Source organism: Pantoea sp. SYBGC1, assembly GCF_057197005.1.
The window spans coordinates 164167-189452 of record NZ_JBXUNM010000003.1 but is presented as its reverse complement, the minus strand read 5'-3'; the positions used below and the strand labels follow the sequence as shown (position 1 = coordinate 189452).

Genomic DNA, 25286 nt, shown 5'->3' with positions numbered 1-25286 from the left:
GCCCGGGCCGCACAACTGTAACAAGTTGTGATGAAAAAAAACCAGACTCACAGAGGCTGGTTTTTTTGTATCAGGAGGATATCAGCAGAGGATTATTTTACTTCCAGTCCTTTAGCCTGCATATCCGCATGATAAGAAGAGCGCACAAACGGGCCGCAGGCGGCGTGAGTGAAGCCCATCGCCATCGCTTCTTCTTTCATCTCATCAAATTCCGCCGGGCTGACATAGCGCTGTACCGGCAGATGATGACGGCTCGGCTGCAGATATTGCCCCAGCGTCAGCATGGTCACACCGTGACGGCGCAAATCGCGCATCACTTCCACGATCTCCGCGTTGGTCTCGCCCAGGCCCACCATCAGGCCCGATTTGGTTGGGATATCGGGATGCGCCTCTTTAAAGCGCTCCAGCAGCTTAAGCGACCACTCATAGTTAGCGCCGGGACGCACCTGACGGTAGACGCGCGGCACGTTTTCCAGGTTGTGGTTAAACACGTCAGGCGGCGTGGCGGTGAGGATCTCCAGCGCACGATCCATACGCCCGCGGAAGTCAGGGACCAGCGTTTCAATTTTGATGCTGGGACTCTTATCACGAATAGCCGTGATGCAGTCAGCAAAGTGCTGTGCGCCGCCGTCACGCAGATCGTCACGATCGACAGAGGTGATAACCACGTACCGCAGCGCCATATCGGCAATGGTCTGCGCCAGCTTCAGCGGCTCGTTCGCATCAGGGGCGTTAGGACGACCGTGTGCCACGTCGCAGAACGGGCAGCGGCGGGTACAGATGGCGCCAAGGATCATAAAGGTGGCGGTGCCGTGGTTGAAACACTCTGCCAGGTTAGGGCAGGACGCTTCTTCGCAAACAGAGTGCAGGCCATTTTTGCGCATCGCAGCTTTAATGCCCTGGATGCGGCTGGAGTCAGCCGGCAGCTTGATCTTCATCCACTCCGGCTTACGCAGAATTTCGTCGCGCTCGGTGACCACGGTTTTCACCGGAATCAGCGCCATTTTGTCGGCATCGCGATACTTGACGCCGCGTTCCATCTGAATTGGTTTACTCATAAATCTGCAGGTTCCGATCGGGATTGCGATTTGAAAGCTTCCTCACTCAAACTGAGAACCAGGCTTTCAACTTTTTTTGAAAAATTTGCAAAAATTATATCATCTCGCCGCTGCAGAAGCAGCCGCTATGCGGTGAGAAAGGTTACAATTTTGTAAATACGCACGCACAGACAAGGTCAGTCCGCGCTTTCATCCTGCCACGCCATCTCTTCAAATCCCGTCAGACGTGCGAAGTGTGCCACCAGACGCGGACGCACATCAGCTGGCATAGCGTCAGGCCGGAACTGGCTCAGCTGCGTCATCTGCATCCCGGCATAGCCGCATGGATTGATACGCAGAAACGGAGCCAGATCCATTGCGATATTCAGCGCCAGCCCGTGGAATGAACAGCCTTTACGGATCCGCAGTCCGAGTGAACAGATTTTGTCATCACCCACATAGACGCCGGGCGCATCTGCGCGCGCGCGCGCCGTCACGCCGTACTCTGCCAGGGTGGCAATCACGGTCTCTTCCAGCGCCGTAACCAGCTCGCGCACGCCCAGCCTGCGCCGCTTAATATCCACCAGCACATACATGATCTGCTGCCCCGGGCCGTGATACGTCACCTGGCCGCCGCGATCGCTCTGCACCACCGGAATATCGCCCGGCATCAGCAGATGTTCAGCTTTACCAGCCTGTCCCTGCGTAAAGACCGGCGCGTGCTCAACCAGCCAGAGCTCATCAGGCGTTTCCGCATCGCGGGTATCGGTGAAGTGATGCATGGCATCGGAGACGGGCTGCCAGTCGCGCAGGCCGAGGTTGCGTACAAGAAGCGTATTTGCAGACACAGCGGAGGTCCGGTAAAGAGGGAAAGCCTGAGTATAACGCTGGCAAAGCGGGCTTTGCCAGCGCCGGTATTACAGTACCATGCGCACGATATCGATGTTACCCAGCTCTTCATAGAGCGTTTCAACCTGCTCAATATGGGTCGCGTTAATGGTAATGGATACAGAGTGGTAGTTGCCTTTGCTGCTGGGCTTTACATCAGGTGTATAGTCGCCAGGCGCATGCCGCTGCACCACTTCAACCACTTGATCAACCAGCTCTGGCTGCGCCAGTCCCATAACTTTATAGGTAAACGGGGTAGGGAATTCGAGCAGTTCATTCAGTTTGGTTTTCATATTGGCTCCGGTGCTTAAAAAAACAGGCTCCCGCCTGGGCGAGAGCCTTGATCATATCTTATTTATGGGCGAGCTGGTGGTTTTTCAACCGTAAATCAGCCAAACCAGTGATGGAACATCAGTTTGATGTAATCGATGATACGGCCAAAGAAACCGCCTTCCTCAACTTCATTCAGTACCACCAGCGGACGCTGTTCAACCGTTTTACCATCCAGCTGGAAGTTGATGCTGCCAACCACCTGGTTTTTCTTCAGCGGCGCGTGCAGTTCGGTGTTGTTCAGCACATAGCTCGCTTTCAGATCTTTCATCCGGCCGCGCGGGATAGTCAGATAGGCATCTTTCTCCACGCCCAGCTGAACGCGATCGGTATTACCAAACCAGACCGGTTCAGACGCAAACTCTTTACCCGCTTTCAGGGGGGCCACGGTTTCAAAGAAGCGGAAGCCCCAGGTCAGCAGCTTTTTACTTTCGGTCTCGCGTCCTTTGAAGGTGTGACCGCCCATTACGGCGGAGATCAGGCGCATCTGGCCTTCGGTGGCAGAGGCCACCAGATTGTAGCCCGCGGCTTCAGTATGGCCGGTCTTGATGCCGTCCACCGCCAGGCTGCTGTCCCACAACAGGCCGTTGCGGTTCATCTGACGAATATTGTTAAAGGTGAACTCTTTTTCACGATAGATAGCATACTCATCCGGCACGTCGCGGATCAGCGCCTGACCAATCAGCGCCATATCGCGCGCGGAGCTGTACTGGCCGTCAGCATCCAGCCCATGTACCGTCTGGAAATGGGTGTTTTTCAGACCCAGCGCCCCGACATAGTTATTCATCAGGTTGACGAACGCATCCTGGCTGCCAGCCACGTAATCCGCCATTGCGACACAGGCGTCGTTACCGGACTGCAGCACGATGCCGCGTGTCAGCTGAGAGACCGGCACGCGATCGCCAGGCTTGAGGAACATCAGCGATGAGCCTCTGAATACCGGGTTGCCGGTAGCCCAGGCGTCTTTACCCACGGTAACAATGTCATCCTGATGAATTTTACCGGCTTTAACCGCCTGACCTATGACGTAGCTGGTCATCATTTTCGTCAGGCTGGCGGGATCGCGGCGCGCATCGGCGTTCTTTTCAGCCAGCACCTTACCGGAGTTATAGTCGATTAGTACATAAGCCTCAGCATCAATGTCCGGCACGCCCGGAATCATGGTTTTGAGATTGATATCATCAGCAAAGGCAACATGGCTGAGAGAGAGGGCGACCAGTGATCCCACTGTCAGGCGTTTCAGCAAACGAGAAGGTTTCAGCGTATTCATGTTAAGGACTACAACATCCGTGGGGTTAGGGTGAAAAAAAGTGCCTTACTATAGCAAATGCGGGATCGGGCAGCATCCCGCATTGCCGGTCAGTTTTAGCCGTAAATGTTACTGTCCGTCACTATCAGGGACGGGCTGTGGTAATAAAGGCGTTAATCTGCGCTTCGGTACTGAGGCGCTGCTGCAGCGCTGCCGCGTCAGCCCGACGGGCAAAGCTGCCAAGCTGAACGCGGTAGACATTACCGCTGGTCTCAACCTTACCCGGCACGCCGAAGCGCTTACCGAGCGTACTGGCCAGCTGCTGCGCGCGGCCCGCATCGTTCAGCGCGCCAGCCTGAACAACATAGCTGCCGCTGGCCGGTGCGCCCGGGCTGGCCGCGGCGGCGGTAACAGCAGGTGCTGCTGGTGCTGGTGCTGGTGCAGGGGCCGGCGACGGCTCGCTGCCCTCCAGCACGCCGTTTGCTAACGGCTGCGGCGCGCCCAGAAAGCCGCTGCTCTGTACCGGCGCACCCAGGCTGTCGTCGCCCTGCAGCGAACGGTTATCAATCTCGCGTACGTCTGATTCTGTCGGCTGTGGCGCACTGCCGCCGTTCATTACATTGCCGCCGCTGAGATCGGGGCGGGCTGGCAGCGCATAGCTCTGCTTCGCCACTCTGGTGCCAATTGTACCAGGGCCGGAGAGAGAGCCATCAGGCGCAACGTTGATAAAATCGACCCGCACACGGGTGTTATTAGAGATGTTCAGACGATCGCCGGCGGCGCGTGACAGATCGATAATGCGCCCGGGCATGTAGGGACCGCGATCGTTAACGCGCACGACTATCTGCCGGCCATTCGCCATGTTGGTAACGCGTACGTAGCTCGGCAGTGGCAGGGTAGGGTGCGCAGCGGTCAGGGCATCAGGATCGTAGGTTTCACCGATAGCGGTACGGTTGCCTTTAGCCTCATCACCATACCAGGTTGCCAGACCCACTTCGCTGAAGTTTGACGGGTTTTTGACCACGCGCCAGGTTTTGCCATTCACGCTGTAATCCTGGCTGGTAGCCGGATTAACTGGTTCATAGCGCGGCTCAACGCCCGGGATCTCTACTACCGGACCGTTATAAGCCGGCTGTGGTGGCGGCGTATTTGTTTGCGGTTCCTGTGTGGTACAGGCACTCAATATCAGTGACGCCAGTGCAACCCCAAGCCAGTCCTTACGCATGTGCAGCCTCTTAAACGCTTTTAGACAACATTTTTCGATGAGTGTGGATCGACATGACAATGCCGAACCCCGCCATTAACACGATCAGCGCCGACCCGCCGTAACTGACCAGCGGCAGCGGTACGCCAACCACCGGTAAGATACCACTTACCATGCCGATATTAACGAAAACATAAACAAACAGAATCAGCATTAATCCGCCTGACATCACGCGACCAAACGTGGTTTGCGCCCGGGCGGCGATGATCAGGCCGCGCATAATCAGCAGCAGATAGAGCAGCAGCAGCAGCAGCACGCCGACCAGGCCCAGCTCCTCTGCCAGCACGGCAAAGATAAAGTCGGTATGGCGCTCCGGCAGAAACTCCAGCTGTGACTGCGTGCCGTGCAGCCAGCCTTTACCGCGCAGGCCACCTGAACCGATGGCTATTTTGGACTGAATAATGTGGTACCCCGCGCCGAGCGGGTCGCTTTCGGGATCGAGCAGCATCATCACGCGATCGCGCTGGTAGTCATGCATCAGGAAAAACCACAGCACCGGAATAAACGCTGCAACCAGCAGCACCGCAACACCAATCAGTTTCCAGCTCATGCCGGACAGAAAGAGCACAAACAGGCCGGAAGCGGCGATCAGAATAGAGGTACCGAGGTCGGGCTGTGCAGCTACCAGCAGCGTGGGCATAAAGATCAGCACCAGCGCAATGCCGGTATTTTTCAGCGTGGGCGGACAGACGTCGCGGTTAATAAAGCGCGCGACCATCAGCGGCACGGCAATTTTGGCGATCTCTGACGGCTGAAAGCGGACGAATCCAAGATCCAGCCAGCGCTGCGCGCCTTTACTGATATGACCAAAGGCATCAACGGCTATCAGCAAAATTACGCAGACAATATAGAGATAGGGCGCCCAGCTCTCATAAACGCGCGGCGGCACCTGCGCCATGACCAGCATGATCACCGTACCCATGGCAATCTGACCCAGCTTACGCTCCATCATGCCCGGATCCTGCCCGCTGGCGCTCCAGATCACAATGGCGCTGTAGGTCAGCAGCGCAAAAATAATTAACATAAATAGCGGGTCGATATGGATACGCGTCCAGATCGTCCTTTTCTGCGGACTATCGTTCATCGACATGATTATTCACCTTCGTAGCCGGGCGGCGTCGGGGCAGCTTCAGGCAGCACCGTATTATTGTCACCCAGCATTATGTGATCGAGGATCTGGCGCATTACGGTTCCCACCGCCGGACCAGCACCGCCGTTCTCCAGAATGATGGTCACGGCCACCCGCGGTTTGTCGTACGGCGCAAACGCGGTCATAAGTTTGTGGTCGCGCAGGCGCTCGGCAATTTTATGGGCGTTGTAGGTCTCATTCTCTTTCAGACCAAATACCTGGGCGGTACCTGATTTAGCAGCAATCTTATAAGGCGCATCAGCAAAGCTTTTGTGCGCAGTCCCGTTAGGCCGGTTGGCGACGCCATACATGCCATCTTTGGCAATCTCCCAGTAGCCGGAGTGAATATCGCCAATCGGCGCATCTGGCGGCTGACGGTAAGGCACCATGGCGCTGCCCTCACGCGTAGCGCGCAGCAGATGCGGCACTTTGATGACGCCGTCATTAATCAGGATCATCATCGCTTTGTTCATCTGTACCGGCGTAGCGGTCCAGTAACCCTGTCCGATGCCGACCGGAATGGTGTCACCCTGATACCAGGGCTTTTTAAAACGCTTCATTTTCCAGTCGCGCGTCGGCATGTTACCGGCGCTCTCCTGCGGCAGGTCGATACCGGTGCGATGACCATAGCCAAATTTAGTCATCCACTCGGAGAGGCGATCGATGCCCATATCGTAGGCGACCTGATAGAAGAACGTATCGGCTGACTCTTCCAGCGATTTGGTCACGTTAAGACGGCCGTGGCCCCACTTTTTCCAGTCGCGATAACGCTTTTCAGAGCCGGGCAGCTGCCACCAGCCAGGATCAAACAGGCTGGTATTACGATTAATAACGCCCGCGCTCAGCGCTGATACCGCGACGTAAGGTTTTACCGTTGAGGCGGGCGGATAGGCGGCCTGCAGCGCACGGTTATAGAGCGGCCGGTTTTCATCACTGAGCAGCGCCTTATAATCTTTACTGGAGATCCCATCAACAAACAGGTTGGGGTCGTAGCTTGGCGTGGAGACCAGCGCGAGGATCTCACCGGTGCGCGGATCGCTGACCACTACCGCCGCCCGGCTGCCGGTCAGCAGCGTTTCAATGTACTGCTGCAGCCGCAGGTCAACGGTCAGCCAGATATCGCGGCCCGCCTGCGGGGATTGCTCATGCAGCTGGCGTATCACGCGTCCGCGGTTATTGACCTCAACCTCTTCATAGCCGGTTTTGCCATGCAGCACATCTTCGTAGTAGTTTTCGATACCGAGCTTGCCAATATCATGCGTGGCGGCATAGTTAGGCCACTTGCCCTCTTCATCAAGGCGTTTTACGTCGCGATCGTTGATTTTCGATACGTATCCCACAACGTGGGTCAGCGTCTGGCCATACGGGTAATAGCGGCGCTGGTAGCCTTTAACTTCCACGCCGGGAAAGCGGTATTGATTCACGGCAAAACGTGCGACCTGTACTTCATTCAGGCCGGTTTTTACCGGAATAGAGGTAAAGCGACGCGAGCGCTTGCGCTCTTTTTCAAAAGCGTCGATATCGTCGTCGGTCAGATCCAGCACTGGTCGCAGCGCCTGCAGCGTCTGCTTAAGGTCGTCGACTTTTTCCGGCACCAGTTCAGCCTGGTAAATCGTGCGGTTCAGCGCCAGCGGAACGCCGTTGCGATCGTAGATAATGCCGCGACTCGGGGCGACCGGCACCAGCTTGATACGGTTTTCATTTGAGCGGGTGCTGTAATCATCAAAGCGCAGGATCTGCAGATGATAGAGGTTGAAAACCAGCACGCAGGAGAGCAGCAGAATGCCGATGAACGCCACAAGGGCGCGGCGGACAAACAGTTTTTGTTCGGCAGTGTAATCGCGAAAAGCGTTGCTCTGTAGTTTCATCCGCTGCGTTTTTATCTGGAGGTTGTCGGGCGTTTATTCACGATGATAAGGGTGATTCGTGGTGATACTCCAGGCGCGGTAAAGGCTCTCAGCAACCAGCACGCGTACCAGCGGATGAGGCAGCGTCAGCGCCGACAGCGACCAGCTCTGTTCAGCAGCGGCTTTACACGCCGGAGCCAGGCCTTCAGGACCACCAATCAGCAGGCTGACATCACGACCATCCAGCTTCCAGCGCTCCAGCTGCTGCGCCAGCTGCGGGGTCTCCCACGGCTGTCCGGGAATGTCGAGCGTGACAATACGGTTGCCTTTGCCTGTTGCCGCCAGCATCGCTTCGCCTTCTTTTTCCAGAATGCGTTTGATATCAGCGTTTTTGCCGCGTTTCCCGGCCGGAACTTCAGTCAGCTCAAACGGCATATCTTTCGGAAAGCGCCGCAGATACTCCATAAAACCGGTCTGAACCCAGTCGGGCATTTTGGTGCCAACGGCTACAAGTTGCAGTTTCACTGCTTAGCTCCAGAGCTTTTCCAGCTCATAAAGCTGACGGCTCTCTTCCTGCATTACATGCACAATGACGTCACCGAGATCGACGACAACCCAGTCTGCCGCTGCTTTACCTTCCACGCCCAGCGGAGTCAGGCCAGCTACGCGGGACTCCTGCATAACGTGATCGGCAATAGCGGAGACGTGGCGGGTTGAAGTGCCGGTGCAGATGATCATGTAATCGGTGATGCTGGATTTGCCCTGGACATCAATCGCAATGATATCCTGGCCTTTAAGATCATCAATCTTATCAATAACGAACTCTTGGAGTGCTTTGCCTTGCAAAAGGTTCCCCTTAAAAACAGGTAATGCGGGCTGGCTGAATGCCCGGAAATGCAGCCAAAAATTAAGCGGCGCAGTATAGCATGCTACAACCGGAGGAGATATATATCCGGGTTATTTACCCGCGCCGGCGGGCGGAACATCCAGATAGAGGCCGGCGCGATCGATATAGTCGATCACCGCTGCCGGCAGCAGCGTGCTGCAGGATTCACCCTGATGGCGCCGCTGGCGGATCTCGGTAGCTGAAATAGCATAAAGCGGCGTCTCCGCCAGCCAGATATGGCCCGCCGGTGCCTGATGCAGCGCCGCACTGTCCTGCGTCTGATGCTGCTCCAGCCACCGCTGCATCTCAGGCGAACCCATTTCCGTCGCATAGCCCGGCCGTTTGCAAACCAGCAGATGGGAGAGTGACAGCAACTCCTGCCAGCGATGCCATTTATGCAGCGACAGCAGCGAATCCTGACCGATGATAAAGCCCAGCGGCTGCCGCGGGCCGCGCTCCTGGCGCAGCGCTTCCAGCGTGGTCACCGTCCAGGAGGGGGTCTGACGCTGCAGTTCGCGCGTGTCGATATCAAACAGCGGCCGGTCGGCAATCGCACACTGCAGCATCGCCACCCGCTGTGCGGCACTCGCTTCCGGCTGTGGCCGGTGGGGGGGAACATTGTTGGGCATCAGCGTGACTTTTTTCAGTCCGATCTGCTGCGCCAGCGCCTCTGCCGGACGCAGATGACCATAATGCACCGGATCAAACGTGCCGCCAAACAGGGCGCAGAGTTCAGACATAATGTAATCCTGACGGAAAGTGACGCTGACAGAGCAGCAGCGAGAGCGTCTCCAGCTGCGGCCAGAGATTCTGGCCATAATCCTGCTTCATGGTGAGCTCCAGCTCAGCCAGCAGATGTACCGCCTGATGCAGTCGTCCGGCGTCCAGCCGCTGCAGCGCCCCGGTGAAGAGCGCGCGCCGGTTTTGCCAGATGCGCTGCTGATCCATCAGCGTGCGCAGAGGCTGCTTAGCCTGATTGCGCTGCAGATGCAGCAGCGTCAGCAGATCGCGCTGCAGGGTGCGCAGGAGGATCACCGGTTCGCTCTCCTCTTTCTGCAGCTGATGCAGGATATGCAGCGCCCGCTTGCCTTTCCCCGCCAGCAGCGCATCCACCCAGTGAAATGGCGTAAAATGGGCCGCATCGTTGACTGCGGCTTCCACGCGCGGCAGCGTCAGTTTGCCGTCAGGCCAGAGCAGCGACAGCCGCTCCAGCGCCTGGGCCAGCGCCAGCAGATTACCTTCATAGCAGTAGCACAGCAGCTGAGCCGCTGCCTCATCGACGCTGAGCTGCATCGCTTTGGCCCGGGCGGCAACCCAGCGCGGCAGCTGTGCCTGTTCCGGCGTCTGACACGGCACCAGCACCGCCTGCGGACTCAGCGCTTTGTACCAGGCGCTGTTTTCCTGCGCTTTGGTCAGCTTTGTCATACGCAGCACCAGCAGGATATCGCTATGCAGCAGGGCAGAGAGGGTAACCAGCTGCTCAGCCATCGCAGCATTCGGGCCGTTTTCCGGCAGCGTCAGCGTCAGCGTCTGGCGCAGGGTGAACAGGCTCAGCGCCTGACAGCTGGCAAAAAGCGCCTGCCAGTCAGTCTGGGCATCCAGCGTGACCGAAAAGTGCTCTTCAAATCCCTGACTGTCGGCAGCCGCGCGGATAGCATCCGCACTCTCCTGAATCAGCAGAGGTTCATTACCGGCGAGAAAATAGCAGGCGCGCAGCCCCTCACGAAGCTGCGCGCGCAGTTGCTCAGGATAAATCCTGATCATTGCAGACTGGTGGCGGAAGAGGAGGGCACTTCCGGTGAATCAGAACCCGGGGCGATAATCTCCGGCTCCGGCAGCGTCTCTTTATTATTGAGCTGCGCGGCATGGACCGTCAGCAGTTTACGCACCAGCTGCTCGGCTCCACGCTGACGCATCTCCTGCAGGATCATATCCTGTTCCGCATCCTTTGCCAGCGCAGCGTTGGGGTTGTCGAAGAACGAGCGATAAACCGTGGTGCTGATAGGGTAAATCCCTTTGCCTGGCAGCACGACCTGCGCAGTCAGCGTCATCACCAGCGAATATTCCGCCGTGGTACCGCTGATAAACACTGAAGCCGTGTCACGCGCCTGCCGTACGCCTCCCAGACGCAGCGTCGGGTAGGTTGCGCTGGCCTCTTTGCTGTCCTCAATGATGTTTACATCGTTGATGCGCAGCTGCTGACGCACGGTGCGCGCCAGCGGGCCGTAGGGATCGCCACTCTGTACAATCAGCGTTTTCATCTCCGGTGGCACCTGAGTGGTGCCGCGCGGATGAAATCCACAGCCTGCGGTGACCAGCACCGCAAACAGGACAAACAGCCTGATAACTAGTTGTCGCACAGTTCCTCCTGAACTTAACCCACGACCAGGTTAAGCAGTTTGCCAGGGACATAAATCACTTTTCGCAGGGTGACGCCGTCCAGATATTTTGCCACCAGTGGCTCCTGTGCGGCTCGCGCCTGCACCTGCTCCTGAGTGGCATCTGCTGCCACGGTGACTTTACCGCGTACTTTACCGTTAACCTGAACGACAACCAGCATTGAATCCTCGACCATTGCGGCTTCATCCGCTACCGGCCATGGCGCATTATCAATGCTGCCTTCGCCACCCAGCGCCTGCCACAGGACATAGCTGGCGTGCGGCGTGAACGGATAGAGCAGGCGCGTAACGGCGACCAGCGCTTCCTGCATCAGTGCACGATCCTGTTCGCTCTCCTGCGGCGCGCGCAGCAGCTTGTTCATCAGCTCCATGATAGCAGCGATAGCGGTGTTAAAGGTCTGGCGACGACCAATATCATCCGCGACTTTCGCAATGGTTTTGTGCAGATCGCGACGCAGCGCTTTCTGTTCATCATTCAGTGCGCTGACATCCAGCGCGACAGTTGCGCCTTTCGCGACGTGATCGTAAGCCAGTTTCCAGACGCGTTTCAGGAAGCGGTTAGCGCCTTCCACACCCGACTCCTGCCACTCCAGGGTCATATCTGCCGGCGATGCAAACATCATAAACAGGCGTACGGTATCGGCGCCGTAACGCTCAACCATCAGCTGTGGATCGATGCCGTTGTTTTTCGACTTCGACATTTTGCTCATGCCGGCGTAGATAACGTCGCGGCCCTGATTGTCCACTGCTTTGGTAATACGTCCTTTATCATCGCGCTCAACGGTAACATCAACCGGAGAGACCCAGTTGCGCTCGCCGTTAACGCCAACATAGTAGAACGCATCCGCCAGCACCATGCCCTGACACAGCAGGCGTTTCGCTGGCTCATCGGAGTTAACCAGGCCTGCGTCACGCAGCAGCTTGTGATAGAAGCGGAAGTACATCAGGTGCATGATAGCGTGTTCGATACCGCCCACGTACTGGTCTACCGGCAGCCAGTAGTTGGCCGCAGCCGGATCCAGCATGCCTTCGTTGTAGTTAGCGCAGGTATAGCGCGCGTAGTACCAGGAGGACTCCATGAAGGTGTCAAAGGTATCCGTTTCGCGCAGCGCCGGCTGACCATTCACGGTGGTTTTAGCCCACTCCGGGTCCGCTTTGATCGGGCTGGTGATACCATCCATGACCACATCTTCCGGCAGGATAACCGGCAGCTGATCTTCTGGCGCAGGAACGACCGTGCCATCTTCCAGCGTGACCATCGGAATAGGTGCACCCCAGTAGCGCTGACGCGAAACGCCCCAGTCGCGCAGACGGTAGTTAACTTTGCGTACGCCAACGCCTTTCGCCGTCAGCGCGTCGGCGATGGCATTAAAGCCCGCCTGGTGATCCAGACCGTCAAATTCACCGGAATTAAACAGCGTGCCTTTTTCGGTCATGGCGCCGCTGCTCAGATCGGGCTCTGTGCCATCGAGGTTGCGGATAACAGGCTTGATATTCAGGCCATATTTAGTCGCAAACTCCCAGTCGCGCTGATCATGGCCAGGCACCGCCATCACCGCACCGGTGCCATATTCCATCAGCACAAAGTTCGCGACCCACACCGGAATCGCTTCACCGGTCAGCGGATGGATAGCAGACAGGCCGGTCGCCATGCCTTTTTTCTCCATCGTCGCCATATCCGCTTCTGCGACCTTAGTCGTACTGCACTCGGCAATGAAATCGGCCAGCACCGGATTGCCTGCGGCAGCCTGTCGCGCCAGCGGATGACCCGCCGCCACAGCGACGTAGGTCGCGCCCATAAAGGTATCGGGACGGGTGGTGTAAACCGTGACCTTTTCGTCGCTGTGCGCAACGTCAAAGGTGATTTCAACCCCTTCAGAACGGCCGATCCAGTTGCGCTGCATGGTTTTAACCTGCTCCGGCCACTCATCCAGCTTGTCGAGGTCGTTAAGCAGTTCTTCAGCGTAGTCGGTGATTTTGATAAACCACTGCGGGATCTCTTTACGCTCAACTTTGGTGTCGCAGCGCCAGCAGCAGCCGTCGATTACCTGCTCATTAGCCAGCACCGTCTGATCGTTCGGGCACCAGTTCACCGCCGAGGTCTTTTTGTACACCAGACCTTTTTCGTAGAGTTTGGTGAAGAACCACTGTTCCCAGCGGTAGTACTCTGGCTGACAGGTCGCCAGTTCACGGCTCCAGTCGTAGCCAAAGCCCAGCAGCTTCAGCTGGTTCTTCATATAGTCGATGTTGTCGTAGGTCCATGGCGCCGGCGCAGTATTATTTTTTACCGCAGCGCCTTCAGCTGGCAGACCGAAAGCGTCCCAGCCAATCGGCTGCAGGACGTTTTTGCCCAGCATGCGCTGATAGCGGGCAATAACATCGCCAATGGTGTAGTTACGCACGTGGCCCATATGCAGGCGGCCAGAAGGATAGGGCAGCATCGACAGGCAGTAATATTTCTCTTTGCCTTCCTGCTCGGTGACTTTGAAGGTTTCATTTTCGTCCCAGTGCTGCTGGACGCGGGATTCTATCTCTTCCGGGCGGTATTGCTCTTGCATGGCTGCCTGTGATCCTTAGTAAAAATCGTTTTCCCGGACCGTCTGGTGCAGCAGCAGAGCCGCTGACATCGTCGCCTGATGGCTTGACCGCCGCATCGGACAGGCCGGGTTTGTCTACTTATGATCCGCATAGCATACCCATAAGCCCCGCCCTCAACAACATTTCACCGTCCCTCTCCGCTGCTTTTCTGCGGAATGCGTTGCGGCTTCCGCGCTTTTGCAATTTCCGCGATGACCGTCAGAGCTTTTGCGATAAAGCGGCTAAACTTACAGCAGCCCTCACAGCAGAAAGGAGAATAAAATGAATAACGTGGCGCAGGCGTATCGGACCACGGTAGCAACGTTAACCCAGCGACTGGAGCGCGGTGAACGCGATATCGACGCGCTGGTCGCGGAAGCGCGTCAGGATCTGCTGACCGACGAGAGTCTCTCATCTTCCGAAGTGGATGAAGTGATGCGGGCGGTGCGGCGCGATCTTTATGAATTTTCCCGCAGCTATCCCGAAGCGGAAAGCGCGCTGGAAGATTCGGTCTTTTTACGTGTGATCCGTGAGAGCCTGTGGAAAGAGCTGGCAGATATTACAGATAAGAGTCAGCTGGAGTGGCGTGAGGTGTTTAAAGACCTGCATCATCACGGCGTTTATCAGAGCGGTGAGGTGGTGGGGCTGGGCAATCTGGTGTGCGAAAACTGCGGCTTCACGCGCGCTATCTATACGCCTGAAAGCCTGACGCGCTGCCCGGAGTGCAATCACGATCAGTTTCAGCGTCAGCCGTTTGAACCCTGACTGATTGCGTTAACAGCGCGCCGCTGCGTGTGTGCAGGCGGCGCGCATGGTTCAGCGGTTAGTGCAGAATTTTTGCCAGGAACTCTTTCGCGCGCCCGGACTGCGGATTATTAAAGAAGTCCTCTTTGCGGGTATCTTCGACAATTTTTCCTTCATCCATAAAGATGACGCGATTAGCCACCTTGCGCGCAAAGCCCATTTCGTGCGTCACCACCATCATCGTCATGCCTTCATTTGCCAGTTCAACCATGACATCCAGCACTTCATTGATCATCTCCGGATCGAGCGCGGAGGTGGGCTCATCAAACAGCATGGCGATCGGGTCCATGCAGAGCGCACGGGCGATAGCCACACGCTGTTGCTGGCCTCCTGAAAGCTGTCCCGGAAACTTCTCCGCGTGGGCAGAGAGCCCCACGCGCTTCAGCAAGGCTTGTCCTTTATCGCGCGCCGCCGTTTTGTCGCGCTTCAGCACTTTTACCTGCGCCAGCACCAGGTTATCGATAATGCTCAGATGAGGAAACAGCTCAAAGTGCTGAAACACCATGCCGACCTGACTGCGCAGTTTGGCCAGATTAGTCTTTTTATTGTTCACTTCAGTGCCGTTGACCTGAATGCTGCCCTGCTGAACCGGCTCCAGTCCGTTGACGGTTTTAATCAGCGTGGATTTGCCCGAGCCCGAGGGCCCGCAGACCACCACCACTTCTCCTTTTTTTACCTCGGTTGAGCAGTCGGTCAGCACCTGAAAGTGCCCATACCACTTAGAAACATTTTTCAGGCTAATCATTTAAACTGTCCTTTTTCTTTTCAGATAGCTAACCAGCAACGACGCGCTCAGGCTGATCGCGAAATAGACCAGACCGGCAAACAGGACCATTTCTACCTGGGTACCATCGCGCTCGCCAATGGTAGAGGCGGTGCGGAAAAAATCAGCCAGGCTCAGTACATAGACCAGTGAGGTATCCTGGAACAGCACAATGCCCTGAGTAAGCAGCAGCGGCACCATGGCGCGAAACGCCTGCGGCAGAATAATCAGCTTCATTGATTGCCACTGCGTCATGCCGAGCGCCAGTGCGGCGTTTGATTGTCCGCGAGAGATGCTCTGGATACCGGCGCGAATAATCTCCGAATAATAAGCAGCCTCAAACAGCGCAAAGGCCACCATGGCAGAGATAAGACGAATATCCGTCTGCGGCGACAGGCCCAGCACCTGCTGCAGAAAACTCGGTACGACCAGATAGAACCACAGCAGTACCATCACCAAGGGGACTGAACGGAACAGGTTGACGTAGAGTTTTGCAAACCAGCGTACCGGGGCAAACGTGGAGAGGCGCATAACGGCCAGAATGGTGCCCCAGATAATGCCGAACACCACCGCGACGGCGGTAATTTTAAGCGTAATCACCATGCCGTTAAGCAGGTAGGGCAGGCTGGGCGGAATAGAGCTCCAGTCAAAATCGTACATTATTTCCCTCCCAGGTTGCCGGGCAGGCGAATTTTGCGCTCTACCAGACCCATGACCAGCATAATCACCAGATTGATGCCGACATAGGCGAGCGTAATCGCGGTAAAGGACTCATAGGCGTGCGCCGAATAGTCGAGCAGCTTGCCCGCCTGGGCAGCCAGGTCGACGAGGCCAATCGTGGAGGCGATGGCGGAGTTCTTGACCAGGTTCAGCATTTCCGAGGTCATCGGCGGCACAATGACACGGTAGGCGTTAGGCAGCAGCACATAACGATAGGTCTGTGGCAGCGTCAGCCCCATAGCCAGTCCGGCATTTTTCTGTCCGCGCGGCAGCGACTGAATCGCCGCCCGCACCTGCTCGCAGACGCGCGCTGCGGTAAAAAGTCCGAGACAGATCATGGAGGAGAGGAAGAACTGAATGTTGGGATCAAGCTCCGCCTTAAACCACATGCCGAGCTTCTCACCAACCAGTTCCGGCGCCACCAGATACCAGAAGAAAAACTGCACAATCAGCGGGATATTACGAAACAGCTCTACATAGCAGGTGCCAATCGCAGCCAGCAGGCGATTCGGTACGGTACGCAGAATGCCAAACAGCGATCCCACCAGGAAGGCGATAATCCAGGCGCAGCAGGAGACCGCGACGGTCACCTGAAATCCGGACCACAGCCAGCCAAGGTAGGTCGTATTGCCGAACGGAGCCTGCTGTAAAAAGATGCCCCAGTTCCAGTCGATACCCATAACGAGCTCCGGTAAAAAAGGGTAGCCAGGCTACCCATAAGATTGTTGAGCGGTCTCTTTTTTCCTGCCGCAGGGGAACGACCCGCAGCAGTCTGTCTGTCCGTACCGCATGTTCAGCAATCAGGAGGGCAGCCTGGCCGCCCTTGTTATCGTTGTTACGTTACAGCGCCTTGTCGTTAGGTGATTTAAACAGGGCCTGCATATCGGAGGAGAGTTCAAAATTCAGATTGAGGTTTTTTGGCGGAATAGGCTGTTTAAACCATTTATCAAACCATTTGGTCGCTTCACCGGAGGTCTGTGCCTTAGCAATGGTTTCATCCAGCAGCTGTTTGAACTGTGGATCGTCTTTACGCAGCATGCAGCCGTAAGCCTCTTTGGATTGCGGGGTACCCGTAATCTCCCAGTTATCAGGCTTTTTCGCCTTGGCGCGCTCACCGGCCAGCAGGGCATCATCCATCATAAAGGCGACAGCACGTCCGGTTTCCAGCGTGCGGAACGAATCGCCATGATCTTTAGCGCTGATAATGCGCATATCGAGCTTTTTCTCATCGTTCAGCTTGCGCAGCAGAATTTCAGAGGTGGTACCGGAGGTGACCACAACCGTTTTGCCTTTCAGATCGGTGAAATCTTTAATATCACCGCCTTTTTTCACCAGTAAACGGGTGCCGATGATAAAGATGGTGTCTGAGAAGGCCGCCTGCTGCTGACGCTCAACGTTGTTTGTCGTGGAACCACATTCAAAATCGTAAGTGCCGTTCTGCAGCAGAGGAATACGGTTCTGCGAGGTAATTGGCAGCATCTTGATCTGCAGATCGGGTTTATTCAGTTTGGCTTTGATCGCTGCCACAATGGCGCTGGAGTAGTCCTGCGAATAGCCGACGACTTTTTGCTGGTTGTCATAATAAGAAAAGGGAACGGATGACTCACGATGGCCGACGACAATAACGCCGCTGTCGTTAATCTTTTTCAGCGTGCCGGTGAAATCTTCTGCCTGAGCCGCGCCCGCTGCTGCTCCCAACAGCAGAAGTGATAAAGCCACTTTGCGCATTTGCATGTTCCAACTCCTTCGTGTGAATGGCGCGCAGAATAAAACTGCGCAGAGCGTGATGTTATGTCTGTGTCCTGCTGCTTTTTTAATAATCCTTTAGCGCAACTGCGCGCAGGATAGGGGACTAACATAGCGAAATGTTAACGCAATGAAACAAAAAAGTTTGTTTTTTGCGAGCCGCTCCGCACCATTACAAGGCAATGTAGCTGCCTTGCGCTGTTTCAGTGCGCAATCATGCCCGTTAACAGTGCGTGAAATTCATCACAGCAAGCCTGCTGCCGGCATTCGCCCTTGTCGTTATGGTTAGCAGCAAGCTTCGTGCCACATTACGCAGCATTGCAGGAGAATGTTTCAGCGGAAAGACAAAAAAAAAGCGAAGCCGTGGCTTCGCTTTCAGGGAGACGCGGTCGTCAGACGCGCCGGCGTGCAATGGCGGCGGTGATCGCTGCCAGCGTCAGTAACCAGACCGGCCAGATACCGCTGCGCGCATAGGGCGTTTCGCCTGCAGCAGGCGTTACGCGCGCCTCCAGTACCCGGCGGGTAAACTGCGGGATCATCTTTTCAACGTCACCGTCGGCGTTGACCACGGCCGTAACGCCATTGTTTGTCGAGCGCAGCAGCGGGCGTCCCAGCTCAAGCGCACGCATGCGCGCCATCTGAAAATGCTGCCACGGGCCGATCGAGTGGCCGAACCAGGCGTCATTTGAAACCGTCAGCAGGAAGTTGGTATCTGGCCGGAAGTTGGCACGTACCTGTTCGCCCAGAACGATTTCATAGCAGATGGCGCTGGTGAGGTTATAACCCGCCACGTTCAGCTGTGGCTGGATGTACGCACCGCGGCTGAAAGAGGACATGGGCAGATCGAAGAACGGCGCCAGCGGACGAAGCAGGCTCTCCAGCGGCACAAACTCGCCGAACGGCACCAGGTGATTTTTCTGATAGCGGTTACGGCTCTGGTAGCTATAAGGCTGTTTGCCACCGAGCACGATGACGGAGTTATAGTCGTGATAGCGGTTATCACCCTCAATGCGTGAGTCAACGATGCCGGTGATCAAACTGCTGCCGCGCGCGCGCAGTTCCGCGTCCAGCGCCTGTAAAAAGGGCTGCTGGTTACTTTCAAGATCGGTAATAGCCGATTCAGGCCAGATAATCAGCGGCGCACTGCCGATATAGGGCTGACTGTAGCTGGTATAGACGCGCAGCGTGTCGCGCAGCTGCTGTGGATCCCACTTCATCGATTGCGGGATATTACCCTGTACCATCGCCACATCCACGCTGCGTGCCGGCAGCGGCTGATACCAGTGCAGCATACGCAGCGGCCACGGCAGCAGCAGCAGGGCTGCGGCAACAATCAGGCTTTTCAGACTGCGCTGATGCAGGGCAAAGACCAGCAGGCCGGCAATCATCATCAGCAGGAAAGTAATGGTCTCTACGCCCGCAAGCGGCGCAATACCTTTCAGCGGACCGTCAATCTGACTGTAGCCAAACTGCAGCCAGGGGAAACCCGTCAGGACCCAGCCGCGCAGAAACTCGCTGATTTGCCATAATGCCGGCGCCGCCAGCGCCAGCCGCCATAGGGTAGCGCGCGGCCAGAAGCGGTTGAGCACCACGGCAAACAGCAGTGGATAGAGCGCCAGATATGCTGCCAGCAGCAGCACCAGAAAAACGTTTACCGGCCCGGGCATACCGCCAAAGGTAGCGATGCTGACATAGACCCAGTTAATGCCGCTGCCAAACAGGCCAAAGCCCCATGTAAAGCCAAGCGCTGCAGCCTGTGCAGGGCGACGGTTTAGCAGTAATACCTGCAAACCCGCCAGGGAGATAAGCGCCGCAGGCCAGAAATCGTAAGGAGAAAAGGCGAGGGTGCCGGTGGCACCCGCTATCAGCGCCAGCAGCAGACGCACCCGCTGGCGGGAAAAAAGAGAGGCAGATGCCATAAAGTTATTCGTCTTCGAGTTGCGGTTGTGGAGAATCTTCCGGAATTTTCACATGCACCTGAATAATACGACGGCTGTCCGCCATAGCGACTTTGAAGTGGTAACCATCAATAGCGATACTCTCGCCGCGAGCCGGAAGGTGGCCAAAGCCCTGCATAACCAGACCGCCAATCGTATCCACTTCGTCATCGCTGAAATCGGTGCCGAACGCCTCGTTGAAATCTTCAATCGGCGTCAGCGCACGTACCGTGTAGGTATGGCGATTCAGCTGACGGATGTCGCGATCTTCTTCGTCGTCATACTCATCTTCGATTTCGCCGACAATCAGCTCCAGAATATCTTCGATGGTCACCAGGCCAGATACGCCACCAAACTCATCAATAACAATCGCCATATGATAGCGCTGCGAGCGAAACTCTTTCAGCATGCGGTCAACGCGCTTGCTTTCCGGTACCACTACCGCAGGACGCAGCACCTTTTCCATACTGAAGGGCTCAGCGCTGCTGCTCATAAACGGCAGCAGATCTTTCGCCATCAGAATGCCTTCAACGTGGTCTTTATCTTCGCTGATAACCGGAAAACGGGAGTGCGCAGATTCAATAATCACGGCCAGGCACTCTTCCAGACTCTGATTGCGCTTCAGGGTGATCATCTGTGAGCGTGGGATCATGATATCGCGTACGCGCTGCTCAGCGATGTCGAGCACCCCTTCCAGCATGTCGCGGGTATCCTGGTCAATCAGCTCTTTTTGTTCAGAATCACGGATCAGACCCAGCAGTTCATTACGATTTTTAGGTTCACCGTGAAACAGCTGGCTAAGCAGCAGGGAAAAGAAGCCCTTTTTACTACTGGGGGCGTCGTTGTTTTGAGAATGGTCGTCGCTCATGGCGTTTTAATTACGATCTCGCTGTTAGATAAGGATAGCTGCCCGCGTCCCGCCGGCAGCACAGTAGCCTGAACCCACGGCTCAGGCGTCTTCTTTCTCCGAAATGTACGGGTCAGGATAACCAAGAGCAAGCATTATCTCAGTCTCCAGCGCCTCCATCTCTTCGGCTTCACTGTCTTCAATATGGTCATAGCCCAGCAGATGCAGCGTGCCGTGTACAACCATGTGTGCCCAGTGTGCTTCAGTGCTTTTACCCTGTTCAGCCGCTTCCTGCTCAACCACCTGGCGACAGATAATTAAATCACCCAGCAGCGGCAGCTCAATGCCCGGCGGCGCTTCAAAAGGAAAAGAGAGCACGTTGGTCGGCTTGTCTTTGCCGCGATAAGTCAGGTTTAGCTCGTGACTCTCCGCTTCATCAACCAGGCGAATCGTGACCTCACTTTCTGGCTGAAAGGGGGTAACGGCCGCTTCCAGCCAGCGCTGAAAAGCGGTTCCTTCCGGCAGGCCGTGCGCGTCGGCGCAGGCCTGCTGTAAATCCAGTACTACCGTACTCATGACGGCTCCTGTGGTGGTGTGGAGTGCACAGCCTGAGCGGCCAGCGACTCCCGTTTACGCTCTTCCGCCAGTTTATCACGACGCTTCTGATCCGCCTCTTCCCAGGCTTCATAAGCGTTCACAATACGTGCCACTACCGGATGGCGTACCACATCTTCGCTGTGGAAGAAGTTAAAGCTGATCTCTTCGACGTCAGCCAGCACTTCAATCGCGTGGCGCAGACCCGATTTAGTGCTGCGCGGCAGGTCAATCTGCGTTACGTCACCGGTGATCACCGCTTTGGAGTTAAAGCCAATGCGCGTCAGGAACATCTTCATCTGTTCAATGGTGGTGTTCTGGCTCTCATCGAGGATCACAAACGCATCATTCAGCGTACGACCGCGCATATAGGCGAGCGGTGCCACCTCAATCACGTTACGCTCCATCAGCTTTTCAACCCGTTCAAAGCCGAGCATCTCAAACAGCGCGTCATAAAGCGGGCGCAGATAGGGATCAACCTTCTGGCTCAGATCGCCAGGCAGAAAGCCCAGCTTTTCACCTGCCTCTACCGCCGGGCGGGTCAGCAGGATACGACGAATCTCCTGGCGCTCCAGGGCATCAACCGCGGCGGCAACCGCAAGATAGGTTTTACCGGTACCCGCCGGGCCGATACCAAAGGTGATATCGTGGTCGAGAATGTTGGCGATGTATTGCGCCTGATTCGGCGTGCGCGGCTTAATCACACCGCGTTTGGTTTTAATGTTTACCGCTTTGCCATACTCCGGCACGCTTTCGGCGGTCTGCTCCAGCACCCGGCTCTCTTTAATGGCCAGATGAATGTGATCCGGTTCGATATCCGGAATATGGCCGCGAACCGGGGCAGTATCCACGTACAGCGTACGCAGGATATGCGCGGCGGCCTCCACGCTGAGCGCGCGGCCCACCAGCTTAAAATGGTTGTCGCGGCGGTTGATTTCGATGCCCAGACGGCGTTCCAGCTGCTTCACATTGTCATCAAACGGACCGCACAGGCTCATCAGACGCTGGTTGTCGGCGGGTTCCAGGGCGATTTCACGAGTTTCGATATTCAATTGAATCCTTTGGGTCACACAGGGCCAGTTGAAAAGATGTATGGATGCCACGCGTGCGCGTCATAAGCGTATGACAAAATTATTTATGGGACAGCATCAGGACGCAAGCGCAGGGAAAGATATTTGGGCGACCGCTGCAGAATGCAAGGGGTGGCGAATGAAACAGGCGGCAGCACGCTGCGTGCTGCCGCACAGTGATTAACTGTCAGGGTTGATACAGGCCGACGCCGGTTTCATCCTCTTTGCGGGTACGGGCAATGACGGCCGCCGGACTCTGCGCCACGCGCAGCCCCATGCGATCTTCAGTGCGTACGACCACGCCGCGCAGTGAGTTGGCATAGACGTCAACGATTTCAACATCGACAAATTTGCCAATCATGTTCACTGAGCCTTCAAAGTTCACCACGCGGTTATTTTCAGTACGGCCGGTCAGTTCCATCACATTTTTACGTGATGTGCCCTCAACCAGAATACGCTGAACGGTACCCACCATACGGCGGCTGATCGCCATCGCCTGCTGCTGGATACGATCCTGCAGAATATAGAGGCGCTGCTTTTTCTCCTCTTCCGGCACGTCGTCTGGCAGGTCAGCCGCAGGCGTACCCGGACGGGCGGAGTAGATAAAGCTGTAGCTGGTGTCAAAGTTAACGTCGTGAATCAGCTTCATGGTCTGTTCGAAGTCGTGCTGAGTTTCACCCGGGAAACCGATGATAAAATCAGAGCTGATTTCAATATCAGGACGTGCTGCACGCAGCTTGCGAATAATTGCTTTGTACTCCAGGGCAGTGTGCGCCCGCTTCATCAGCGTCAGAATACGGTCAGCGCCGCTCTGAACCGGCAGATGCAGAAAGCTCACCAGCTCTGGCGTATCGCGATAGACATCAATGATGTCATCGGTGAACTCAATCGGATGGCTGGTGGTGAAGCGGATGCGGTCGATACCATCAATGGCGGCGACGAGGCGCAGCAGCTCAGCAAACGTGCAGATCTGGTCATCAAAGGTCGCGCCGCGATAGGCGTTGACGTTCTGACCCAGCAGGTTGACCTCGCGCACACCCTGAGCGGCCAGCTGGGCGATTTCCAGCAGGATATCGTCGCAGGGACGGCTGACTTCTTCGCCGCGGGTATAAGGCACCACGCAGAAAGTGCAATATTTATTGCAGCCTTCCATGATAGAGACAAAAGCCGTCGGGCCTTCAGCGCGCGGTTCCGGCAGGCGGTCAAATTTTTCAATTTCCGGGAAGCTGACGTCAACTATCGGGCTTTTATTACCGCGTACCTGATTGATCATTTCCGGCAGGCGATGCAGCGTCTGCGGTCCAAAGACGATATCAACACACTGCGCACGCTGGCGCAGTTTATCGCCTTCCTGCGACGCCACGCAGCCGCCCACGCCGATGATAAGATCGGGATTGACCGCTTTGAGCTTTTTCCAGCGCCCCAGCAGGTGAAAGACTTTTTCCTGCGCTTTCTCACGGATAGAGCAGGTATTAAGCAGCAGAACATCTGCGTCTTCGGCTTCCTCCGTCAGGGTGTAGCCGTGCGTGCTGTTCAGCAGGTCAGCCATCTTGGATGAATCATACTCATTCATCTGACAGCCCCAGGTTTTGATATGCAGTTTTTTGGTCATTGAACCAGCCATTGAATCTGAGCAGGGAAGTGCAGGGGGCATAGTGTAATGCTTTGGGGAGGATGTGACCAGCGTACCCGTCATACTTCGCGCACCAGCGTGACAGCCAGGCTGCTGCGGGCCGCGCAGGCACAAAAAGATGTGGCAGCGGGTCAGCCCCCATTACGGATGATTTCCGGTACACTTTGTTTATCAGCAAACGCCGTGGGGCGTCAGGGCAACAGGAAAGGTGAGGATCGATGCAGGAGAGACAGTATGACGTGGTCATCGTCGGAGGTGGCATGGTGGGGGCGGCGCTGGCGTGCGGGCTGGCGCAGCAGCAGTTCCGCGTCGCTGTCATTGAGCGTGCAGAGCCTGAGGCGTTTGATAACAGCGACGAGCCTGATATCCGCATCTCCGCGATTGGTGCTTCTTCAGTTGCGCTACTGCAGCAGCTGGGTGCCTGGACGCGCGTAGAGGCGATGCGCAGTGCGCCCTATCGCAAACTGGAAACCTGGGAGTGGCAGAGCGCGCACGTCACGTTTGATGCAGCATCGCTGGGGCTGCCGGTGCTTGGCTATATGGTGGAAAACCGCGTGTTGCAGCGGGCGCTGTGGGAGCAGATGCAGCAGGATGGCGTCGCGCTGCTGTGCCCGGCAACGCTTCAGGATCTGCAGCCGCATAGCGGCGGCTGGCACATCACTCTGGATCAGGGCGCACCGCTTGATGCCCGGCTGGTGGTTGGCGCGGATGGCGCTAACTCGCGGGTGCGGCAGCTGGCAGGCATTGGCGTGCACGGCTGGAACTATGCGCAATCCTGCATGCTTATCAGTACTGAGTGTGAGCATCCGGCGGGTGATGCTACCTGGCAGCAGTTTACGCCGCAGGGGCCGCGAGCTTTTCTGCCGCTTTTTGACCAGCATGCATCGCTGGTGTGGTATGACGCACCCGCGCGTATCCGTCAGCTGCAGGCGCTGCCGCTGAGCCAGCTGGAGAAAGAGGTAAAGCTGAATTTCCCGGCCCGTCTCGGCCGCTTTCAGATAAAGAGTGCGGCGTCGTTCCCGCTGGTGCGGCGTCATGCCACGCGCTACGTCATGCCGGGGCTGGCGCTGGTGGGAGATGCTGCGCATACGATCAATCCGCTGGCAGGGCAGGGTGTCAACCTGGGCTATCGCGACGTGGATGCGCTGATTAATGTGCTCACTGAGGCGCGCAGTCAGGCGCAGACGTGGTCAGCAATGGCGGTGCTGCAGCGCTATCAGCGTGAACGCTATCGCGATAATCTGCTGATGCAGGGTGGTATGGATCTGTTCTATTTTGCGTTCAGTAACTCACTGCCGCCGCTGCGCCTGGCGCGTAATCTGGGGTTGATGGCGGCAGAACGCGCCGGCGGCCTGAAGCGTCGTGCGCTGCGCTACGCGCTGGGACTCTGACCTGACTCACGCTTACTGCTGGCGCGCCGGCAGTAAGCCCTGTCGTTTCAGAACGTCAGAAACAACAAAGCCCGCAAAAGCGGGCCTGTTGTGCAATTTGGCTGGGGTGCAGGGATTCGAACCCCGGAATGCTGGTATCAGAAACCAGTGCCTTACCGCTTGGCGACACCCCAAT

The 25286-nt window shown here is 56.5% G+C and carries 24 protein-coding genes and 1 tRNA gene; 2 read left to right on the top strand and 23 right to left on the bottom strand.

Going from position 1 to position 25286, the window contains the following annotated elements; all coding sequences use genetic code 11:
• Positions 1-92 precede the first annotated feature (92 nt).
• From lipA to leuS, 13 genes are all read right to left on the bottom strand, one after another.
• Positions 93-1058, bottom strand: coding sequence for a lipoyl synthase (gene lipA / locus AC2CF9_RS08175; RefSeq protein WP_484556731.1), 966 nt, complete (start codon positions 1056-1058; stop codon positions 93-95).
• 176 nt (positions 1059-1234) lie between these two features.
• Positions 1235-1885, bottom strand: coding sequence for a lipoyl(octanoyl) transferase LipB (gene lipB, locus AC2CF9_RS08170; RefSeq protein ID WP_484556730.1), 651 nt, complete (start codon positions 1883-1885; stop codon positions 1235-1237).
• A 69-nt stretch (positions 1886-1954) separates the two neighbouring features.
• Positions 1955-2218: a DUF493 family protein YbeD gene (ybeD, locus tag AC2CF9_RS08165; RefSeq protein ID WP_039383125.1), complete on the bottom strand. Its 264-nt coding sequence runs from the start codon at positions 2216-2218 to the stop codon at positions 1955-1957.
• A gap of 95 nt (positions 2219-2313) precedes the next feature.
• Positions 2314-3525 carry a D-alanyl-D-alanine carboxypeptidase DacA gene (gene dacA, locus AC2CF9_RS08160; protein WP_039383127.1) on the bottom strand — a complete coding sequence of 404 codons (1212 nt, stop codon included), beginning with the start codon at positions 3523-3525 and terminating at the stop codon, positions 2314-2316.
• Positions 3526-3649: 124 nt separating this feature from the next.
• The gene (rlpA, locus tag AC2CF9_RS08155; RefSeq protein WP_484556729.1) at positions 3650-4729 is read right to left on the bottom strand and encodes an endolytic peptidoglycan transglycosylase RlpA; all 1080 of its coding nucleotides are present in this window, start codon (positions 4727-4729) and stop codon (positions 3650-3652) included.
• A 10-nt stretch (positions 4730-4739) separates the two neighbouring features.
• Complete coding sequence (gene mrdB / locus AC2CF9_RS08150; protein WP_150017751.1) at positions 4740-5852, bottom strand: peptidoglycan glycosyltransferase MrdB; 1113 nt, start codon at positions 5850-5852, stop codon at positions 4740-4742.
• 8 nt (positions 5853-5860) lie between these two features.
• Entirely contained in the window at positions 5861-7765 is a 1905-nt protein-coding gene (mrdA, locus tag AC2CF9_RS08145; RefSeq protein ID WP_071668977.1) for a peptidoglycan DD-transpeptidase MrdA, read from the bottom strand.
• Between the two features lie 33 nt (positions 7766-7798).
• Positions 7799-8269: a 23S rRNA (pseudouridine(1915)-N(3))-methyltransferase RlmH gene (gene rlmH, locus AC2CF9_RS08140; protein WP_071668978.1), complete on the bottom strand. Its 471-nt coding sequence runs from the start codon at positions 8267-8269 to the stop codon at positions 7799-7801.
• Positions 8270-8272: 3 nt separating this feature from the next.
• The gene (rsfS, locus tag AC2CF9_RS08135) at positions 8273-8590 is read right to left on the bottom strand and encodes a ribosome silencing factor (RefSeq protein WP_071668979.1); all 318 of its coding nucleotides are present in this window, start codon (positions 8588-8590) and stop codon (positions 8273-8275) included.
• Between the two features lie 111 nt (positions 8591-8701).
• Positions 8702-9370 (bottom strand): nicotinate-nucleotide adenylyltransferase, encoded by a 669-nt coding sequence (nadD, locus tag AC2CF9_RS08130; protein WP_484556728.1) that lies wholly within the window; start codon positions 9368-9370, stop codon positions 8702-8704.
• Positions 9363-10394, bottom strand: coding sequence for a DNA polymerase III subunit delta (gene holA, locus AC2CF9_RS08125; RefSeq protein WP_484556727.1), 1032 nt, complete (start codon positions 10392-10394; stop codon positions 9363-9365). The genes nadD and holA overlap by 8 nt, the downstream gene beginning before the upstream one ends.
• On the bottom strand, positions 10391-10990 hold the full coding sequence (gene lptE / locus AC2CF9_RS08120; protein WP_039383142.1) for an LPS assembly lipoprotein LptE: 600 nt from the start codon (positions 10988-10990) through the stop codon (positions 10391-10393). Before lptE ends, holA begins: the two co-directional genes overlap by 4 nt.
• Before the next feature lie 14 nt (positions 10991-11004).
• A complete protein-coding gene (gene leuS, locus AC2CF9_RS08115; RefSeq protein WP_484556726.1) occupies positions 11005-13587 on the bottom strand; it encodes a leucine--tRNA ligase in 2583 nt (860 codons plus the stop codon).
• 301 nt (positions 13588-13888) lie between these two features.
• Between leuS and AC2CF9_RS08110 the strand changes: the two genes are divergently transcribed.
• Positions 13889-14371: a zinc ribbon-containing protein gene (locus AC2CF9_RS08110; protein ID WP_150017543.1), complete on the top strand. Its 483-nt coding sequence runs from the start codon at positions 13889-13891 to the stop codon at positions 14369-14371.
• A gap of 58 nt (positions 14372-14429) precedes the next feature.
• Here the strand turns inward: AC2CF9_RS08110 and AC2CF9_RS08105 are convergent, their stop codons facing one another.
• The 9 genes from AC2CF9_RS08105 to miaB form a co-directional block, all read right to left on the bottom strand.
• Positions 14430-15155: an amino acid ABC transporter ATP-binding protein gene (locus AC2CF9_RS08105; protein WP_150017541.1), complete on the bottom strand. Its 726-nt coding sequence runs from the start codon at positions 15153-15155 to the stop codon at positions 14430-14432.
• Entirely contained in the window at positions 15156-15833 is a 678-nt protein-coding gene (gene gltK, locus AC2CF9_RS08100; protein WP_039383151.1) for a glutamate/aspartate ABC transporter permease GltK, read from the bottom strand.
• Complete coding sequence (locus tag AC2CF9_RS08095) at positions 15833-16573, bottom strand: amino acid ABC transporter permease (protein WP_039383152.1); 741 nt, start codon at positions 16571-16573, stop codon at positions 15833-15835. Before AC2CF9_RS08095 ends, gltK begins: the two co-directional genes overlap by 1 nt.
• A 160-nt stretch (positions 16574-16733) precedes the next feature.
• On the bottom strand, positions 16734-17627 hold the full coding sequence (locus tag AC2CF9_RS08090; protein WP_150017539.1) for a glutamate/aspartate ABC transporter substrate-binding protein: 894 nt from the start codon (positions 17625-17627) through the stop codon (positions 16734-16736).
• A gap of 404 nt (positions 17628-18031) precedes the next feature.
• Positions 18032-19558, bottom strand: coding sequence for an apolipoprotein N-acyltransferase (lnt, locus tag AC2CF9_RS08085; RefSeq protein ID WP_150017537.1), 1527 nt, complete (start codon positions 19556-19558; stop codon positions 18032-18034).
• Between the two features lie 4 nt (positions 19559-19562).
• Positions 19563-20444, bottom strand: a complete 882-nt coding sequence (gene corC, locus AC2CF9_RS08080; protein WP_484556725.1) for a CNNM family magnesium/cobalt transport protein CorC — start codon at positions 20442-20444, stop codon at positions 19563-19565.
• Between the two features lie 81 nt (positions 20445-20525).
• The gene (gene ybeY, locus AC2CF9_RS08075) at positions 20526-20999 is read right to left on the bottom strand and encodes an rRNA maturation RNase YbeY (RefSeq protein WP_484556724.1); all 474 of its coding nucleotides are present in this window, start codon (positions 20997-20999) and stop codon (positions 20526-20528) included.
• Positions 20996-22069, bottom strand: coding sequence for a PhoH family protein (locus tag AC2CF9_RS08070; protein WP_094111648.1), 1074 nt, complete (start codon positions 22067-22069; stop codon positions 20996-20998). The genes ybeY and AC2CF9_RS08070 overlap by 4 nt, the downstream gene beginning before the upstream one ends.
• A 205-nt stretch (positions 22070-22274) precedes the next feature.
• Entirely contained in the window at positions 22275-23699 is a 1425-nt protein-coding gene (miaB, locus tag AC2CF9_RS08065; protein WP_484556723.1) for a tRNA (N6-isopentenyl adenosine(37)-C2)-methylthiotransferase MiaB, read from the bottom strand.
• A 239-nt stretch (positions 23700-23938) separates the two neighbouring features.
• Between miaB and ubiF the strand changes: the two genes are divergently transcribed.
• Positions 23939-25111 (top strand): 3-demethoxyubiquinol 3-hydroxylase, encoded by a 1173-nt coding sequence (gene ubiF, locus AC2CF9_RS08060; RefSeq protein ID WP_484556722.1) that lies wholly within the window; start codon positions 23939-23941, stop codon positions 25109-25111.
• A gap of 98 nt (positions 25112-25209) precedes the next feature.
• On the opposite strand, the gene AC2CF9_RS08055 is transcribed toward ubiF, so the two are convergent.
• Positions 25210-25284: transfer RNA gene (locus AC2CF9_RS08055), tRNA-Gln, on the bottom strand.
• Positions 25285-25286 lie beyond the last annotated feature (2 nt).